The organism is Gracilibacillus sp. D59 (genome assembly GCF_052246695.1).
In the GTDB taxonomy this organism is placed as follows: domain Bacteria; phylum Bacillota; class Bacilli; order Bacillales; family Amphibacillaceae; genus Gracilibacillus.
Map to the genome: position 1 here is coordinate 150179 of NZ_JBQQCK010000010.1, position 20343 is coordinate 170521.

Sequence of the window (20343 nt, forward strand, 5' to 3'; positions counted from 1 at the left end):
TTTAATGGAGGAATAACGATGAAAAAGTATTTATTTTTAATCATCATGACAGTTGTTGCGTTTTTGGTTGTAAGTGGTTGTCAATCATCTGAATCAAGTCAACAAGGTAACAACGAGAATACCGATCCGCTATCTCCACTAGAAGAAACAGCAAAAGTAGTAATAGCAGAAGATGGATCTGCATCTGGAGCTGGTTTTTACATTGCAAAAGATAAAGGTTACTTTGAAGAATATAATATTGATGTTGAATTTGCGACTTTTGGTAATAGTGATGAAATGCTACCTGCTGTTGCAGCTGGTGAAGTTGATGTAGCCGGTGGGGTATCTTCCGCTTCTTTCTTCAATTCTATCGCACAAGGTATTGATGTACGTTTTATAGCAGATAAAGGACATAACAATAAAGGCAACTCTTATTTCACCTTTGTCGTAAGAGATGATTTAAAGGATGAAATTACTGACTATCCTGATGTAAAGGGGAAAAAAATCGCCGTATCAACTAAAAATGCTGTTGATCACTATATTTACAATGAAATGCTGAAACATGGTGGAGTTTCCCCAGATGAAGTGGAATTTGTCTTAATGAGTGACTTTGCCAATATGATGGCAGCGATGGGCAATAAACAAATTGATCTAGCTTTACAAATTGAACCTCTGATCACACAAGGGGAAAATAAAGGCATCCACAAACGTTTCCTGGATGCAACAGATTATGCTCCAGAAGCGCAAATAGCAATGGTTTTAGGTTCACCAAAGTTCTTAACAGAACGCCGAGATGTAGCAGTTCGTTTCATGGCAGCATATTTAAGAGGAGTGCGCGATTACCATGATGTCTTTGTTAAAGGAAAAGATGACGGTGGTGAAGTTGTCTCCATCATGGCCAATCACACGGCACTAAAAGATGAGGAACTTTGGAAAGAAGTTGGTGTTACCGGGTTAAATCCAAATGGCTACATTTTTGAAGAGGATGTAAAAAAACAGTATCAATTTTATAAAGATAATGGTGCAATTCAAGGTGATTTAGATTTTGATAAAATTATAGATATGTCTCTAGTTGAAGAAGTGCTCGATTTAATCGGAACGTATGAAGAATAAATAATTCCTTCCTATTTCAATCAGATGAATAGATATTCTATCAACCTATTGATAAAATGTAATAAATGGAAATAGGAGGGGTTTCATGGATGTATTAGAAGCAATTAAAAACAGAAGAGAAATTACAAGATACAAAGATCGTGAGATTGAACAAGAATTGCTGGATGCAGTTGTTGATGCTACTTATTTTGCACCTACAGGAAATAATCTACCATCTAAAGATATTATCGTTGTGACAGACCCAGAAAAATTAGTTACTTTAAAAGAAACAACCCCATTTATGCCATGGATTGCCGAAGCAAAAGCAGCAATCGCTATTACCGGTCGACCTGATATAAGCAAATATTGGTTACAGGATAGTTCCATTGCAGCCGGATATTGCTGGCTTGAAGCAGTGGAGAAAGGTTTAGTTGGTGCTTTTGGTGCAATATATCATGCAGAGGATGCAGAAGAATCAGAGAGACGTGAAAGCCACGCCAGAAAAGTCTTATCTATTCCTGAGGATCGTCGAGTAGTTGCCATAATCGGCCTTGGATACCCTGATGAGACAAAACCACCCAAAAAGCACATACCAAGAGAAGAAATCGTTCATTACGAACAGTTTAAATAATAGAATATCAACATATTAGTTTTGGCATTTGTTTTTTGAAAGACAAATTTTGTGATTTCCCGATACTTTTGTCCGTCATTCACTCTATGAAGGACAGTTTTTTTCTTTTTCCACTTCTTTTGTCCCTCATCGGCTTTATGAAGAACAATTTTTCTTGTTTCCCTCTATTTCTGTCCTTCATTCTATCAAATCAATCAAAAACAGCAACCACACAGTTAGTTATGGCTGCTGTTGTAACAATTCCTCTACTACCCATTTTTTACTATTGTAATGAATAACACCATTTTCTAAAACAGGTGATTTTTCATCCCATATATTAGGTGAACCAAAAAACGCATGGATGAACTGATGCTGACCTGGTCCGATTCTTGCTTTAATCGTCGGGATCACTGTTCTTTTGGCCATCAAATTAGTATTAGCGTTCGGAAATAGTTGTACCTCTTCTCCTTTTCCAGCTAACGACTTTGCAGCAACATTTCCAAATGGGGTTTGAGCATTTTTCAATGTAATTTTATTGTCCTGATCTTGGTTTGCTAAACCTAACGCAAATCCTCCATCAGCAATATCCAATGGTCTGGTTGTATCCAATTGGTGAATACGAATGTGCCATGGAACCCCAGGAATAAGCCATGTTTTTATCACAACATCGTGCCATGGCTTCCATTTAAAATAAATCACATCATCATTCCATCCTTTATCAATCACCGATCGTTTCACTCGATAAAGTTCATCCTGTTCACTAACGGCAAGCATACTATCATATGCTCCTTGGTCTAATCCCCATTCCGCTCTGGGAACACTAAACCCGAAATGATTAGAATAAGCAAACTTTTCATATTTAGCTGAGGTGTGTGTGTGGCCATTTGTGTGTTTATATCCTGGAGTAAAACCCACCACATGGTCAGACGTTAGATCACGTTCCAATATAAGTGAAGATTTTTCCTGTAAAGCCTTCGACGGTAATGGTGGTAATCTGGCTTCTTCCACTTGCCAAAAAGGATGTTCGTTTGGCAATGCTAGAATAAGAAACGCCTTAAATGCCCAATACGGGGAGCCTGGGGCGTTATAGTTTTCAGCCATTAATAGATTCGGATATTGATAGCCAATCGACAATGTGCCATCTGCCAGAAAAATATCCTGCTTACACCAATAGCGAAGATGTCTGAGAATGATTCCTTTTATTACACCTAAAGGAATGTCATCAAGTCCTGCATAGACATAAGCACTCCAAAATGAACACTGAGCAAAGCGATAAGTTAGACTACGACCATAAGGAAGAGCACGACCATCTTCACTAAACCAGTGAAGAAAATCTTTCGCAAACAAAGTTGCCCTTTCTTTATATACTTTCGAACGTTGTGGATCATCCTTTTCCATCATGGCAGCATAGAAGAGTCCATAATAATGCAATGCAAAAGGAGTGTAATAATCTACATGGGCTACTTCGCCATCCTTATACCAGCCATCACCTAAGTAAAAATCCTCTATCCTGTTTAAGTTTTGTTCGATGGTTGCCTGATCATATGGTGCTCCAACCTGTTTCAAACCGATATTAACGATCACAGCAAAAAATAACCAGTTACAATCATGAGCAAGGTGTTTATTTATTTGCGATAACCAGTTAAGCAAATTTGCTTTTTGCACTTTGGTGAGTGGCTCCCAAACATGTTCTGGTGCTAAACATAAGGTGTACCCGAAAGCTGCCATTTCAACAATTCGTTGGTCATAGTCCTTGATTTCCCCCCAGTACCCTTCATTATGTGGATCTGTACCATTAATGATTCCTTGCAAATGTTTTGGCCATAAATCTGTACTGCCATTAGATGCTAATAAAGGTGCCGCTCCCCATAAGACTCTTGAAAAACATTCCAAACCAGCTACATCTTCAGAATAAGCTGCAGCTGTCTGTCCAACCCGAATGCGTGAACATGTTTCATCATAGTAAGGTGCTAGTGGTTCCCACATATCCATCAGTAATCTCTCAATATCTTTCTTCGTCTGTAATGGATTCTGCTCCATCATGTCCCTCCTCGAAATTAAATTCGAATCTTAGCGAAAAATTTTGATTGACGCCAACAACTTCACATAAAATATGTAAATAATATTCGATTTCCCCCTGATGATTTCGGAAACATTTTCTTTCCACACTAGGGATTACTTTATCCTTTTCGTATAATATTTCCAATGTTTCCTCATCACCATTTAAACAAATCTTATTATCTTGCAAGTCAAAAGGAAGATCCTCTGCAATAAAAGATTCAACCAAGGACGTTGGTGATTCATTAAATGCAAAATTATCGATCAACACTAACTTCGGTCTATCTTTCTTATACCATTGAAGCCTTCGAACGTACTCCAGTTGTTCCGAGTATGCACTGCTTAAATCTAATTCGATATCATCATGATCATTGTTTTGGTTCACTTGTGTGATTTTACCAGAATATTGCTTACCTTCTTGCTGATAGGATTCATTAATAACAGGCACTGAATGACCTTCTGCACTATTGCAAATAAACTGATAACGTTTGTCATTAAAATAGTCTTTATGATATTGGCCAGATCCTAAATCCCGTAAGAAAACATTTCCACGACCATACAGAATAAAATGGCCAACATCGTTATGATTGTGTGGTTCATCATTATGTCCTGCTTTCACAGCTAATGCATATTGCTCTATACGGGATAGAAAGATAGACGAATGTTCCATAAAGTAACTATCTGTCGGCCAATTTCTTCCCTTCAGCTCTTGATCATACCACCATAATTCGCGGATTGCGGGTGCCCATCTGCCACAGTGATCGACAATCTTCGCTGAAGCAACCCTCTCCAATGGAAGATGTACTTCGGGGAATTTTTTATGCAAATAATGTGTAAATCCTAGCGTCGGAGTGGCAGTTGGTTCTGCATCAGAGAAATTCACCACATCATTACCCGCTAAAAAGACCTTTTGCTGGAACAATGCAACAGCTTTAATCTTCGGATCTTCGAATAAATTGATGTTTCGGTAACGCTCTAAAAGATCAGCAAAATAAACAAAATAACCAAAACCATATTTCCAGTAACCATAACCTTCAGTACAAGCCCCGTCTTCTTCAAAACCTGCTAGATAATATCCCATTGTCTGCATCACTCTGTCGATAATTTGACTTTGCCTGTCTTTATTTAATAAATATAATGCAGCTGATCCAATCGATCCGCCACACACTGATGCCCAATTATGTGTCGCCGTTTCCCAATGAAAAGTACGCTCTAAAAAAGGTGTGAACACTCGTCGATCGATCTCGATTTTTACTTTTTCCACTAGAAAATCGTCCAGTTGTTCACCAAACAAATGGATGATTTCAGCTAAAGTAAAAGCTGTCTCTGCAGCAAAAAGATCAACAGTATATTGCAGTTGATTCGTTTGTTTGTAAGTTTTATAGTCTTGCTCCTCGAATAGGTGATCCAGATGTGCAGGTAGACACCAAGTAAATTCATTACACACATGCCATATTTCATTTTCTATCGCATCTAAATACAATTTCTTTAACGGATAAAGATGTTGGAGCAAACCAAATGTCGTTAATCTTTTTCGCCGTAAAAAATACTGTGCTTCATATGCTTGTCGATCACCATTGCGCATAAATTCGCGGTAAGTATCGAAGTTGATGTTGATAGCGGGTGTGTTGAGAAACTGCTCCGCATCCTTCTCCAATTGTGCTATGACCTTACATTTCCAACTCGACTTCATTTAGCATTTGCCCCATTCCATTTAAGTCCCCTATATTCAAGGGGTGTACATCCTTCCAGCTTTTTAAATATTTTAATAAAATAGCTTTGGTTATCATATCCGAGCTGCTCACATATATGACCAACGGAATCATTGGTTAATTCTAATAACTCTTTGGCTCTTTCTACTTTTCTTTGCTTAACATATTCTACAAAAGTTATCTGCATTTCCTTTTTAAAAAGTCTGCTAAAATAACTAGCATTTAAATATAAATATTCTGCCACTTCATCTAAGGATAGTTTTTTCTCGATATTATCCGCAACATAGTAACATGCATTAACGACATCTTTATGATAATTGTTTTTCAATTGTTGTGTTGTTTCTTCCAAACATTTTTCCGCATAATTGTTAAGCCATTCTTGCAGTTCATATATGGTATCTAACAAAAAAACCTCTTCTTGAATCGATTCGACATGATAATTTGATTGAAAATACGGAATCGTCCGTAATCGCATATTTAAATCTAAAATCATTCGAAGAAACCATTCTTTAACAACCTTTGGCTCATACTGCTTCGAAATACAAAAGTCTATCCATTTGGACAGATTTACCTTAAACAATAACAGATCACGTTGAAACATCGCTTTTTTTAATTCGTTTGTCACATCCTGATAATAATTAAAAATCTCTTGTCCATGATAAGCTGACGTTTTTTTCTCTAGATCATTAATCGAATTATTTTGCGTGAGAAAAGTTTGTTTTTCACTATTAAGTAAGGACATAATTTCTGAATGTAACAACGATACCTCACTTTTATCACCTATCAAATAACTTACTTGTATATTTAAATAATAATTCAATGATTGTTGCAATTCTTTCAATAATGCACGTAATTCACCAAAAATATCATATTTTATCGTTAAGTAATCAGGATAAAAAAGAAAACCTTTATTTTGTTCATAATGGATGCATAAAAGCTTGTCAATTGCCTTCTTATCTATTATTTCTCTCATAATATTATAGATTGCGAATTGCAAAGTATCATCAGATATAAAGTTTTTCCTCACTTTATAATAGTTATTTATATAAAAATAAACTGGAATATAAGGTACACGCTGATCCAAAATATCCAACAATTTATTGGATGAACCTTGAACAAACTCACGTAAAAGCTTTTGATTTTCCATATCATAATTCATTTTTACTTTATGTCTTAATTGTTTTACTTCTACCACTTTGGAGGTATCATTGTCTAATCGCCTTTTACAAGACATTAGAATGTTTTCTAAGTCTTCTGGATTAAGTGACTCCTTTAAAATATAGTCCTTTACATCCAATTTAATAGCTTGCTGGGCATACGAAAATTCGTTATGACAGGAGATAATCGCTACTTGTATATTTGGTTTTAATTGTTTGATTTCTTTTGTTAGTTCAATTCCATCCATTTTCGGCATACCTATATCCGTGATTAAGATGTCTGGAAGCTCTTTTTTCGCATAATGAAAGGCTTGTAGTCCATTCTCATGTGTACTCACTAATTCTAAACCTAGTGTCTCCCACTGAATCGCTTCAGATAAAAACTCAATCGTTGGATAATCATCATCAACTAACATGACTTTGTACATGACCTTCACCACCTAAAGGAATCTTAATTGTTATGATTGTACCTACATTCGGCTTACTTTCCATGATCATTTCCGGACTAACCTGATAAGAAAGCTGTAAACGTTCGTATACATTGTTCATACCTATACTGGAAAACCCTTTATTGGAACGTTTAGTCGTTTTGGATGAACTTAATGCCTCATTCAACTTATCTAATTGTTGCTTGCCGATACCTTCTCCATTATCACGTATGCTAAGTTGAAACACCTCATCATTAATATTTGCTTTTATGATAATATTACCTTCTCCTTGGTTCAGGCCATGAATGATCGAATTCTCAATCAAGGGTTGTAATAAAAATCTTGGCACTAATTGTTGATAGGCTTCTGCTGTAACATCTACCTCTAAAACCACTTTATTTTTTTGTCTCATATTCATCAAATTAACATAATCTTTCATTAAGCTTACTTCATCAAATAAAGTGATTTGATCTTCTTTATAGTCGATTGTCCACCGTAACAGCTTTGAAAGTGACTGAATCATGCCAGCACTTTCCTTGTCACCAAACTTAAAAACTTTCATTCTTATCGAATTTAACACGTTAAATAAAAAGTGTGGATTAATTTGAGCCTGAAGCATCGCCAATTCTGCTTTTCTCTTTCTTTTATGGGTTTGATTTACTTCATCAATCATCGTGTTAACTCGATCGAGCATATGATTTAATGAATGAGAGAACTGACCTATTTCATCATTACTATTTACTTTCGATCGAACACTTAAATCTCCTGTTTGTACCTTCTTCACTACTTTATCTAAATGTCTTAACGGTCTAGTGATTCTGTTCATTAAATAAGCTAAGATAACAAAAAATATTGCAAAAGAAACAGCTAATAACAAAAACACTTCGGAAAAGATCGAATTAATATTGGAAGTAGCTTGTTTATATGGGATAACAGACACAAGTTTCCAATCATTAAAGCTTAATGATTGATTAGTAATCACATATTTTTGTCCATTCCAATCAGCAATTTGCGAACTATCAGTTAGATTTATATCGGCCAAAATAGGTGCCTTCTCACCAATTAGCTCAGGATCTTTGTGTGATAATACCTGATTTTGATCATCTACAAGCATAATTTCTTCTGATGGATTTCGATTGTTTAAGATATTTCGAATTTTCGTTTCCAGTAATGTGACAATAACATATCCGTAAATTCCACTATTGCTATCACGTAATGTTCTTGCGACAGAGAGTTGGTATGGACTCTGGATTCGTTCATATGTCAGCATTGTTGGTTCCACGCCAGACCAGTAAGATTCAAATCCGTTTAAAGAATACAATTCCTTAAACCATTGCTCTTGATAAAGCGAATTAGGATCATACTGACCAGTAGAATAATTCGTATAATACTGGCCATTTTTCAACAATATCGTTACATACGATTTTTCGCCTAACAGTGTAATATTTTCAATTGTTTTCCTAACTTGACGGTCTTCTAAATATTCCGCATAACTCTGATTATCGATTTCATCTAGTGTAAGATTCGATTTATTTTTCAGTATCGTATTTAGTTCAGAGTCAATCTGCACAAAATTAGATGCATTGATCACATCATCTATGACTCTTGAAACGTTTTCTTCAGTTAAATCTAGTTCTTTCTTAGCATTCTGCATCGCCTGTTCTTCTACCGCATCCCTTGTTAAGTAGCTATATATAGATAATGTCAGTAATACTGGGACTCCAATACAAATAAAAGATGCGAGGAATACCTTTGAACGAAAAGAAGGAGACGTTAATCTCCGGTATTTAGTCCACATAATCATCCTCCTTATTTAAAGAATGTCAGGGGATAACGAAATTAACGTCCCTTATCGTAATTGTAAACGCTTCAACTAAATCAATTCAAGATTTATTGATTATTTGCGATAATTTCCTGCGCTTGCTCATGCATCGCTTTAATCGTTTCATCGATATTCTGTTCTTCATAAATTAATTTTTCATATTCATCATTTGCCATTTGATAAATCTCAGCTTGATATGGAGCTGGTGCAATTAGTTTAGATGCCTTGGAGTTTTTCAGTACAGAAATTAAGGCTTCTTTATCTACTTTTTCCGGATTATTAGTATCACTTAAAATAGTATTAACAATATTCTCTAACTCATCATCACCTACACCATTCCAGGATGGTATATTTTTACCTTGAACTACTTGCCCTTTTGTTGTATACCAACGAATGAACTTGTATGCTGCTTCTTTATGTTCAGAATTAGAAGCTACAGCCATATAGTCTGTTGTAACTGGTGTATAGCCGCCTTCATCATCCGAATTATTTTTCGGATATGGCGCAATACCTACATTAAACTCTAGAGGGAATTGATCGGTTCCACCAAGTTCTGTATTCATCCAGCTTCCGATCATAACAAGACTTGCATCTTGATTAAAGAACGTATCACGATAATGTAATTGTTGTGACATAATATCTGTATAAGGTGTGGCTGATTTATCTTCTTTCTCCATTTGCCAGCGGAGCTCTAATGTTTTCTTGAACATAGGATCCTCAAAATTCGAGCTTCCATCTGCTTTTAATAATTCAGTTCCTTCAGGTTTACTTGCTAATGCTAACTTTAAGAATTCCATCCAGCCACCATTTTGTGGTCCGTGGAAGAAAGTTCCATAATGCTCGTCGGTTGTTAGTTGTTTAGCATAGTCAGCAAACTCATCCCAAGTCCAGTCTGTAGGCATTTCTAATCCTGCCTCTTCTAGATGGTCCTTATTGACCAATACATACCATGGATTGAATTTACCTGGAAGTGCATAATACTTATCACCCAACTGTGTATTCACTTTATATTCTTCTGTTACATCATATCCTTCTTCTTCGATAAACTCATCTATTGGTGCAACCATTCCTAGATCTACACGTTGTGCATAGGAAGCAGGGTCACTAAACATTAAAACGTCTAATTGTTCACCAGAAGAAGCAGCAAGGTCTAACTTCTGTAATGCTTCGTTTGTATCTCCTTTTTCACTTAAAATAACAACTTCCACATCGATGTTTGGATATGCTTCTTCAAATGCTGGAATGGTTTCAGACCAGTTATAAGACGCTTCATTCCCGTGCGTATGGAATTTGATTTTAACAGGCTCCTCAGAACTCGCTTCTTCTTCATTTTCACTTTCTTGTTGTTCCGTGTTATCTCCTTCTTCTGAATCAGTACCTGCAGCTGTCTCATCATCACCACTGCTACAAGCTACCATCAAGCCAAGGAATAATGTCATACTTAATAATAAGAGCAACATCTTACTTTTCATTTTCATACCCCCTAATATTATTGAAAACCCTTACACATTTGATGCTAACAGATTAATAACATGAATACATGGCACTATTTTTACCTATGACAACACAATTTTTACTTTTCACTATTAGAAAGAAAAATCAATTAAAGGAGATCGTAGGATTTCGCCAGTACTTGACGGCTAGCCAAGTTTTACTTTATCCTTTTACACCGCCTAAAGCAATGCCATCGATAACATGTTTTTGACCTAATATAAAGACAATTAAAAGAGGCAATATAGCTGATACGGCTGCTGCCATAATCAAGGTATAGAAACTACCATTTATCGTTGTGAATTTTTGCATCGCCAATTGAATCGTATACAGTGCATCAGTACGTAAGAAAATTAATGGATTTTGATAATCATTCCATGTCCATATGAAACGAAGAATCGCATAAGTAGCGACTGCTGGTCGTACAATGGGCAACGCGATCTTCCAAAAGATCCGCCAATGTCCTGCCCCATCGATTTTTGCTGCATCAATAAAATCATTATGAATACCTATGAAGAATTGACGTAGCATAAATGTTCCCAATACACTAAAACTACCTAATAAAATTAAACCTATATGTGTATCAAACAAGCCTAAATAACGGTAGAGGATAAACTGCGGTACCAAGCTTGCTTGTGGCGGAACCATATAAGTTGCTAACACTATAATAAACAACCAAGCTCCAGCCGGAAATCGTACTTTAGAAAATCCATAAGCAGCTAATGAAGAAACAACTACTGAAATGGCGGTAGTACATACGGCAACCTTTATCGAATTCCAGTAATATAAATAAAATGGATGTTCACCAAACCATACTTCCTGGTAATTGGAAATCGCATTCCATCGTGTAGGAATCCATTCTATTGGATATTTAAAAACATCTGCTTCTATTTTTAAGGACGTTGAAATCATCCAAATAAATGGTAGTAAAAATGCCAAACTGCAAAAGAATAAAATAATTGTACTAATGATTTTTTTGGTATCCCATTTTCTTTGCTTTTCCATCAAAACACATCCTTTCTCTTAGTAATTCACCCATTTTTTCTGGCCGATCCATTGGATAATCGTGATTGAAAATACGAATAAGAATAAAACGACCGCTATCGCAGAGGCATATCCGACATCAAGTTCTAAAAATGCTCTTTCATATAGATGCCAAACAAGCATAGTAGTTGAGTTCAATGGACCACCTTTTGTTAATACAGCAATTAAGTCAAATACTTTAAATGAAGCAATTATCCCTGTTATAAGTAGAAAAAAGGAAGTAGGTGATATCAAAGGAAACGTTATATTTCTGAATTTATACCAACTATTAGCGCCGTCAATATCTGCAGCTTCATATAATTCTTTAGGTATTGACTGTAAACCTGCAATATAGACGATTAGACTAAAACCTATAGAAATCCAGATGTGAATAATCATTAACGAAATTAAAGCAAAATTTGGATCTGATATCCATGTTGGTGGATTCTCAATTCCAAATGTCATTAACACTTGATTAATTGGCCCCTGAGAAGGATGAAATAGCACCTGCCATACAACAGCTATTGCTACAACACTAGATATATATGGCATAAAAAAAGCTACTTTAAAATAACTTTTCAAATAGACATTTTTATCAATAATAACCGCTAAAAAAAGTGCGCACATCATGGTAATCGGGACGGTTAAAATAAAGATCGCATTATTGATCACCGATTTAATAAATTTCTCATCACTGGCTAATGCGACAAAATTATCGAACCCTACCCATTGTAACTGATCAATTCCTGTGACAAATTTCCAATCTGCAAATGCTAAGATAAATGTTGCTACAATTGGGAATAACACAATAACGGATATCCCTAATAGCATTGGTGAAACGAATAAAAAACCGACAAAATTTTCACTTTTTTCAATTTTTGATTTTCTTGTTTTTTTCATAGTTCTTGGTGATTTTTGCAGTTCCTCTGCTGTTGTAAATGATTTACTCGCCATGAAGAACACCTCTTTCTTCTATAAGTCTTCCGTCGAATGGTAATCTATTATATTTGTCCAATCTTTTCAAAGCGAACTTACTAAAATACATGGCAATAAAGGTTAAGCCGCTTCCCAAGAACAAAAAGGCAATGCCTGGCATCACCCAACAGATAAATAAGAAACTAAGTAATGATAACCCCATCCAAATTGTTTGTAATGGAAAAAGTGTGCTTACTTGTATTGCTCTTCTGATTTGTTTCATCAGTCCATCGTCCGGAAATTTAATCATTAAACTAAACACATATAATAAAACAATAAAGCTTAATACTAATACGGTTGCGCTACTGCTAAGAATTAAATAATAAAGGATTCCGCTAAAGTTTTGAACTAATGCAAAATCAGTATACAATGCTACTGCAGTGACTAAAATGAGACCTCCAAGTACATTGCTTTTTACGAAGTGTTGCTTATATACTTTCCAATATTCTTTTATTACAGGAAACTCTTCGGCTTTCATCCATTTATCGTTTAATGCAAACATGGCAGTGATTGCTGGGAAAACCCCTAGTACAATCCCTCCTAGTAAGGTAAAACCAATAGCTAGCATATTAAGCAGCGCAAGACGATAAAGCCATTCACAAATTTTGAAAATACCACTTGATGTATCAAACTGCATCTGGTCTCCCCCTTTCCTTACCAAAATTATAAACGCTTTCATTTATGTAAAAATAGCACTATTTTTACTTTTATCAATAGATATTTGACTTTTAAGAAAAACTTGGAAAGCCCGGTCATTTTAGCAGACAAAGATTAGTTGTTGATATATAAGGCGGATGATACTCACTAAATGTATAATGGTGATTCAAAGTGGTCATTTTGAAACGAATAATAGGCTTTACAACCGCTACGGCTTGCCCACTTCGCTTTCCAGGGGGGCGCGTCTTCAGCTAACTTTGCAAAGAAGATCACTTTGCAAAGTGGATCTTCAGATCGCGCTGATCCCCTTGGAGTCGAAGTGGACGCCTGCGCTACATAAAATGCATACATTGAATACAAGTGGTAGCAGTTCGACGCTTATTCTTGCTATATATAGTACTATCCTTTTAGTCTGTTCAAAAAGATAACGGTCATTACCATTGCAGAGCAAACTATACAGCGGAGGCCGACCGTTTCGACTCCTAAGGGAATAGCATGATCTGAAGATCCACTTTTGCAGGAGCGAACTCCTCCTGCAAAAGTTAGCTGAAGAGCATGCCCCTTGGAAAGCGAAACGGTCAGCCGCAGCTGGTGGCTTGCACAAGATAACTTTCATCATAAACACTTATAAGCAAAGTGTAGAGCGCCTGTTTAACAACATAAGACTGTGGGACCTTTTAATAAATTGTACTCGAACAGTAATAGAGCTAGCTAAACAGATAGTTTAGCTAGCTCTATTCGTCATCAGCTTTTGAGTAGAGTTCTTAAGATAACTTAGGTTCACTCGTTAACTGAATTGAATTGGATGCAGTATGTTCCAGCTCCAAAATTATTATTTCGTTATCACCTTTGTTCAATAATGGTCCTGGTAAATACAATATTCGTTGCGGTCCAACAGCATTCCAATATCTGCCCAGATTAAACCCATTAACAAAAACATTTCCTTTCGTGAACCCTTCCAGATCAACAAATGTATCTGCTTGCTCTTCTACTGTTACATTCCCACGAAAGAATTGCGGATATCTAGTATCGTTTCCTGTGTAATCATTAGGTAATGAATCTAATTCAATCGCATACATTTCCCAATTAAACCAATATTGATTACCTAGCCATAAATTCTTGACGAGACCTTTTGGATCACTTAAATGTTCACCATAATTAGCCCTTCCCATGTTTTCTACGAATATTTCCAATACGTTTTCTTCATGCGGAAAATGAAGTGTTTTTTCCATTTGCTTATCATTTTTATACACAGTATCTACATAAACACCATTGATATAGATAAATGCCCGATCTTGAATAGCATCCGCATTAAACGTTAATTCACCTTTTCTATTGATCGTTGTTTTATATAGAATATAACCATATGATTGATCGATTTCTTCCATTTTCAAAGGTGCAACATGTTCCACTTTACGACCAATCGAAGAAAGTGTATCAAATAAGCTTACTGATTCTTGTAATTTAACTTCCCCATAATTCTTAGTTACTATCTTACTTACATAATCATCTGGAGTTTCGATGTAATCAGATAGGAATTCTTTTACCTTAGTATACTTTTCCGTTATTTCTCCATTTTCAGTCAACAAACTATCGTAATCATAGCTGGTGATGGTAGGGTAATAAATATCATAATGGTTGGCACCATTCATAAAGCCAAAATTGGTTCCTCCTTGAAACATATAAAAGTTAACAGAACTATTTCTTTCCATTAATTCTCGAAAGACATCTGCTGCGTCCTGTGCATCTCTTGTATGGTGTTTCCCAGACCAATAATCAAACCATCCTATCCAGAATTCTGCTACCATTTTTGGTGAATTCGGTTTATAGCTTTCCAATTTAGCAAAGGCACTTTCCACCTTTGAACCAAAATTAAGTGTGGTAGTGACATCCGGTAAGGACCCCTGTTCAATGAATTCTGGTCCATCAGACGTAAATAAAAATGTATCCAGACCATGGTTTTCATATTGCTTTTTAATAAACTCTAAATAGTTCAGATCATTTCCATATGCACCATATTCGTTTTCTATTTGCATCGCAATTACAGGGCCACCATTTTGATACAAATACTTTTTAAATTTTGGCAGTAACACATTATAATATTCTTCGACATGTTGTAAATAACCAGGATGACTGCTTCTTAACACGATATCTTTTTCCTTTAGTAACCACGAAGGTAAACCTCCCATTTCCCATTCCGCGCAAATATATGGCGCAGGGCGCAAGATTACGTATAAATTCAATTGATGTGCTGTTTCTATAAATTTTTCAATGTCAGCCAAGCCAGAAAAATCAAAGGTTCCTTTTTTCGGTTCATGCAAATTCCATGGGATGTACGTTTCCACGGTGTTTAATCCTAAAGCTTTTAATTTTTGTAATCGATCTTCCCAATATTCAGGCACTACTCGAAAATAATGAATGCCACCTGATAATATTTGAAAGGCTTTATTATCCAAAAAAAACTGTCCATCTTTTGTTGTTAACATTATATATCCCCCTATTTAATTATTTATATATTAAGTTGTATATGAAATGGGTTTCAGTAATGATGATGTGATACTATGATCATCAGGAGTCTTACTGACTACTAACATCCTAAAATACCCCTCATGCAATATCTATTTATAATTGTTATTATGAAATGGGTTTCAGAATATTGGAAACCTTTACAAATCCAATACTAAGTTATGTTTTCCGTTTTGTCAACTTCCTCCTTTTTTTAATAGCTGGCATGAATTTCTTAACATGACTTTTGTAGGAACTGTAGATCGTTTTTCAGCTTCTTCACCGTTAATTAATTTTACAAGTACTTCTACAGCTATGCGACCTAACAAATCATAATTTTGACTGACAGATGTTATACCCGGAGGATAATCCTTCGCTAAATAAATATCATCAAAACCTACGACAGAGATATCTTCAGGTACTCTTACACCAAATTTGTGTAACGTTTTAATCACTCCGATCGCTACGAAATCATTGACGCAAACAATTGCTGTCGGGCGCTCACTTTGATAAAGAAGTCGGTTCGCCAGCTCTTCTCCTGATGCTATATCAAAACCTTCATCCATGATCCAATTGGGATGAATCGGTAATTGCTTATCTTTCATCGCCTCTGTATATGCATGTAATTTCATTTCTCTTGAGGTAATCCCCTTTTCCCCACCAAGAAATGCGATTTTTTGATGATTGAAGTTTTTAAGTAAATCGATCACTTTTGATATTCCATCATGTTCATCAGTTTGCACTATATGAGCATCCACGCCCTCCATTTCTCCATTGACAAACACGACCGGTACACGTTCCCTTACCCTATTCATTTCTTCTGCTAATTCTTTATTAGTTTCGACCTGATTAATACGGCCACCTAAAAAAATAATCCCATCTACTTGTTTATCAACTAAGTTCTGCAAATATTTAGATTCAACCTGATAATCGTCCATGGAATTACACAAAAATGATGTATATCCTAATGATAAGGCATGCGCCTCCATTTTTAAAACTAAAGTTGAAAAGAACGGATGATTAATATCGGGTAACACAATTCCAATCATTTTCGATTGCTTATACAGTAAACTTCTCGCTAAGCTGTTAGGACGGAAGTTATATTTTTCAATCACTGATAATACTTTTTTCTTTGTATCTGGTTTTACTAGCTCCTTGCCAGTAAGTACTCTAGACACAGTTGATGGCGAAACACCAGCCTCATTTGCGATATCATAAATGGTAACATTTTTTTTCATTTTATCTCACCTTATCTTAAAGTAACGTTGCCTATGAAACCGATTTTATCATACAATGTTTCTTTTAGTAAGAAAAGAGCAGAGCATAGTTGATAATGGAATCACAGAGTAACTTATCATACTTACAGGTACAGAACATTTCTCCCTCGTGGGCACTCACAAAACCGAAATATACAACCATTTTAAAAAAAGCTAGCCAAACGGTTGTTCAGCTAGCTTTTTTAGTCATTAATATATTATTTTTGATTATATTTTACCTTCGTCATCTGATGAGATTGGAATTGGTAGTGTCTAAATAGACTGGTTCCGTAATTCCTTCTAATGTTGGTTGTACTTCTTTAATTGTACCATCGTCATTGAATTCCATTTTATCTATGATTACTTCACGGTTATATCCATTTCCATTTGGAATGGCAAATCGGTGATAAACGATATAATAATCATCCGTATCTGGTATGTTTAAAACCGAGTGATGTCCTGTTGCTTTAATTCCTTGGGATAAATCCTTGCTTAGAATAACATCATGTTTCGTCCATGGCCCCATGGGCGAATCACCTGTCGCATATGCCACCTGGTAATCTTCTTCTCTCGTATCATTTTCTGACCACATGAGGTAGTAAGTTCCATTACGTTTGAATACAGCAACCCCTTCTCTAAAGTTTGAAGGTGTCATCTCTCGTGGTTCTTCAGCAAATGAAACCATATCGTCATTTAGTTTTGCTCCCCATAGTGATCCATTTCCCCAGTAGAAGTAAGACTGTCCATCATCATCTATAAAAACATATGGATCTATAGCTTGGCCGGAATACTCATCTCTAGCAACAAGCGGCTCACCCAAGGCATCTTCAAATCCTTCTGTAGGAGAAGATGATTTCGCGACACCAATTTGTTGATTTGCCGAGAAATAATGATAGAAAGTTCCGTCCCTTTCAGCAAAACCTGGTGCCCATGCATTCCCTGTAGCCCACTCTACATCGTCTGTTGCAAGATCAATTATGACACCATGATCTTCCCAATTAATTAAATCTTTGGATGAGAAGGCTTTAAATTGCGTTCCTGACCAACCTTCAAATCCATCTGTTGTTGGATATAAATAGAATGTATCGTCATGGACAAAGATTTGTGGATCTGCATAAAGTCCTGGCAATGTTGCAGTTGGGTATACTTCTACCTCAACCGTCCACTCACTTGTATTTCCATCTTTATCTTTAACCGTATATGTTACAACTTCTGTAAAATTTTGCGGTTCATTAGCAGATGGAGTTATTTCTGCATCTGTGTGTAAAGATATACTGGGAGTTAAGTTTGTTAAATCAACATCTTTGTCTTTAAATGACACTTGTATCGATTGATTAACAGAATCAATCTTCGTTAAACCAAACTGACCTGGTAATTCAAATGATGCTATACCAGTGGATAACAAGGACTTATCTTGAATTTCTTCCTCCGATAATGCGCGATTATATACTTGGACATTGTCAAAAGCCCCTTTAAAGTACTGATCTCCAGAATAAAATGACTTTCCTATATACGCTAAAAGATCAGTACCTAAATCTGACATAGAAATGGATACGTCATTGTTTTCTGCTAACAAAACTCCATCTTTATACATTTTCATACTTGTCGGTGTAATCACTAAGTCAATGGTCATCCATGTATTCTCAATAGAAGCTGTACTTGCTTTAACCTCTTGTTCATTAGACCAACTGTCTACTGTAATTGCATTTCGCAGTTCATTTTCCCTCGTTCTAAAAAACATGTATCGTTGATTGTCTTTTCCTATCGTAAATGTGAAGAAGTTGCCAGATACAGTTTCCGCTTTTATATCCATCGAAATCGTAACAGTATCTCTCCCTTCAAAGAATCCGGTTGGAAATGCTGCAAACGTATCATCTGTACCATCCAAATATAATACTTGAGATTCTTTGACCTCATCTTCTTGATAAGTTGCATTTCCATGTAGTGCTCCATGATAATCATTTCCGGACTGATCTTGAATTATTTTTTCTATTGTTGTTTCCTCAAAAGTATATTCTAAAATCGGGGCTTCCTGTTCTTTTTCTTTTGGTTTTTCTACTTCATTTGTCCATTTATCTTTAATTGCTCGGTATTCTTCTTTTGTGATTGGTAATACTGAACCATGACGTTTTCGGCTGGAACCTAAAGAATACCCATCTGACTCTATTTGCTTGAACTCACCACTGGATAAGTCATTTGTTAACAACGGAAGATATCCTTGACCTGTTGCATATTGGTCAACCATCAAGTTCCACTCTTCACGGTCATTAAATTTAAAAATTAACGGACCTTCTACATCATCATTTGTTAAACCCAATGGTTCAAGGTTTCCAACTTCTGACCATTCTCCTAATACTTTATTACTTTTTTCAATCGTAATTTGACCATCTGCGGAATAACGATAAAAGGTATCCTCATCTTTTATAATCGTCGTATCAATAATATGCTGATCACCAGGACGATTAATGTAAATTTCAGGCTCTGTAAATGTATAAAAATCCCTCGTTTTTGCATAGTAAATGTCTGGAGGACTAAAATTACCATTTTCATCTTCTGTAGTAGAAGCCCAAAATACAACATACTCTCCTGTTTTTTCATCATAAACAGCTTCAGGTGCCCATGCATTACCGGCATTAGATGGTGCAACTTCTACCATACGCTCCTCTGACCAATTAACTAAATCTGTTGATTCCCATATAATAAGAGATTTACTACCATTTGTTTGCGCCTCACCCCATCCTTTTCCATTTGCTATTCGTAAATCGGTGGCAATTAAATAAAATTTATCGCCCTCTGGAGAACGAATAATATATGGGTCTCTAACACCTTTTTCCCCTATTTCTGAGGTGAGAACAGGTGAACCATCGTTTAAATCTTCCCAGTTCAATCCATCTTCACTACTAGCAAAATATATTTGTTCCCCTATATCATGTTCACCAGTAAAGTGTGTCATAAGATAAGCTTTATATTTTTTATTCTTTGGTTTTGCTTTGACAGTGACTTGGACTTTCTTCTTATCTGTTACTTCACCGTATTGAATCGTTGCAATCAACATAACTGAAGTATCTTTTTTCTGTCTTGTTACTATACCTGGTGGAGTATTATTATAATTTTTATTTACTATTTCATTCACATTGATAACTTCTGGATTGTCTGATTCCCAAGTGATTGACGCGCCTTCATCACTACTTGTCGGTAGGGTAATATTTCCTCTAATATTATCTGCATTTGGTATGTCGAGACTGGCTTTTACTCTTTCTACTATTTCCTTATCTGTTAGCTCTTCTTTACCACTAACTTCTACTTCTGACACAATAAAGCTATACAGCATAAGGAAACTCACCATTACAACTAAACTTCTTTTTCTAATCATTTTTACCTCCTATTGTTTATATATTAGGATTGTTTCTAAAGGTAACGCTTTAACACCACTCTCGAGGCAAACGCTTACACTCACTAATGAAAAATCCCTCCTTTACAGCTGTTATATTTATCATTATGGGTAGCAAGATAGTAAAATGGAATATAATATTTTTTTAATTTATTGCGATTTTTTTGTATTTCTTTCATTTAAATAT

The 20343-nt window shown here is 35.7% G+C and carries 13 protein-coding genes; 2 read left to right on the top strand and 11 right to left on the bottom strand.

Annotated elements, in window-relative coordinates; all coding sequences use genetic code 11:
* The first annotated feature begins 18 nt into the window (after positions 1 to 18).
* Both ACTWP4_RS16605 and ACTWP4_RS16610 read left to right on the top strand, forming a co-directional pair.
* Positions 19 to 1092 (top strand): ABC transporter substrate-binding protein, encoded by a 1074-nt coding sequence (locus ACTWP4_RS16605; RefSeq protein WP_443129905.1) that lies wholly within the window; start codon positions 19 to 21, stop codon positions 1090 to 1092.
* Positions 1093 to 1177: 85 nt separating this feature from the next.
* On the top strand, positions 1178 to 1702 hold the full coding sequence (locus tag ACTWP4_RS16610) for a nitroreductase family protein (RefSeq protein ID WP_443129906.1): 525 nt from the start codon (positions 1178 to 1180) through the stop codon (positions 1700 to 1702).
* Between the two features lie 219 nt (positions 1703 to 1921).
* Here the strand turns inward: ACTWP4_RS16610 and ACTWP4_RS16615 are convergent, their stop codons facing one another.
* The 11 genes from ACTWP4_RS16615 to ACTWP4_RS16665 form a co-directional block, all read right to left on the bottom strand.
* Positions 1922 to 3721, bottom strand: coding sequence for a DUF2264 domain-containing protein (locus tag ACTWP4_RS16615; RefSeq protein WP_443129907.1), 1800 nt, complete (start codon positions 3719 to 3721; stop codon positions 1922 to 1924).
* Positions 3684 to 5432: a heparinase II/III domain-containing protein gene (locus ACTWP4_RS16620; protein ID WP_443129908.1), complete on the bottom strand. Its 1749-nt coding sequence runs from the start codon at positions 5430 to 5432 to the stop codon at positions 3684 to 3686. The genes ACTWP4_RS16615 and ACTWP4_RS16620 overlap by 38 nt, the downstream gene beginning before the upstream one ends.
* Positions 5429 to 7036: a response regulator transcription factor gene (locus ACTWP4_RS16625; RefSeq protein WP_443129909.1), complete on the bottom strand. Its 1608-nt coding sequence runs from the start codon at positions 7034 to 7036 to the stop codon at positions 5429 to 5431. The genes ACTWP4_RS16620 and ACTWP4_RS16625 overlap by 4 nt, the downstream gene beginning before the upstream one ends.
* A complete protein-coding gene (locus ACTWP4_RS16630; RefSeq protein WP_443129910.1) occupies positions 7014 to 8834 on the bottom strand; it encodes a sensor histidine kinase in 1821 nt (606 codons plus the stop codon). The genes ACTWP4_RS16625 and ACTWP4_RS16630 overlap by 23 nt, the downstream gene beginning before the upstream one ends.
* Positions 8835 to 8926: 92 nt before the next feature.
* Positions 8927 to 10330 carry an ABC transporter substrate-binding protein gene (locus ACTWP4_RS16635; protein WP_443129911.1) on the bottom strand — a complete coding sequence of 468 codons (1404 nt, stop codon included), beginning with the start codon at positions 10328 to 10330 and terminating at the stop codon, positions 8927 to 8929.
* A gap of 184 nt (positions 10331 to 10514) precedes the next feature.
* The gene (locus tag ACTWP4_RS16640) at positions 10515 to 11354 is read right to left on the bottom strand and encodes a carbohydrate ABC transporter permease (RefSeq protein WP_443129912.1); all 840 of its coding nucleotides are present in this window, start codon (positions 11352 to 11354) and stop codon (positions 10515 to 10517) included.
* An 18-nt stretch (positions 11355 to 11372) separates the two neighbouring features.
* A complete protein-coding gene (locus ACTWP4_RS16645; protein ID WP_443129913.1) occupies positions 11373 to 12326 on the bottom strand; it encodes a carbohydrate ABC transporter permease in 954 nt (317 codons plus the stop codon).
* On the bottom strand, positions 12316 to 12984 hold the full coding sequence (locus tag ACTWP4_RS16650) for a YesL family protein (protein WP_443129914.1): 669 nt from the start codon (positions 12982 to 12984) through the stop codon (positions 12316 to 12318). The genes ACTWP4_RS16645 and ACTWP4_RS16650 overlap by 11 nt, the downstream gene beginning before the upstream one ends.
* Before the next feature lie 784 nt (positions 12985 to 13768).
* On the bottom strand, positions 13769 to 15490 hold the full coding sequence (locus ACTWP4_RS16655) for a glycoside hydrolase family 35 protein (RefSeq protein WP_443129915.1): 1722 nt from the start codon (positions 15488 to 15490) through the stop codon (positions 13769 to 13771).
* A gap of 216 nt (positions 15491 to 15706) precedes the next feature.
* Positions 15707 to 16747: a LacI family DNA-binding transcriptional regulator gene (locus ACTWP4_RS16660; RefSeq protein ID WP_443129916.1), complete on the bottom strand. Its 1041-nt coding sequence runs from the start codon at positions 16745 to 16747 to the stop codon at positions 15707 to 15709.
* Positions 16748 to 17009: 262 nt separating this feature from the next.
* Complete coding sequence (locus ACTWP4_RS16665; protein WP_443129917.1) at positions 17010 to 20138, bottom strand: family 43 glycosylhydrolase; 3129 nt, start codon at positions 20136 to 20138, stop codon at positions 17010 to 17012.
* Between the last annotated feature and the right edge of the window lie 205 nt (positions 20139 to 20343).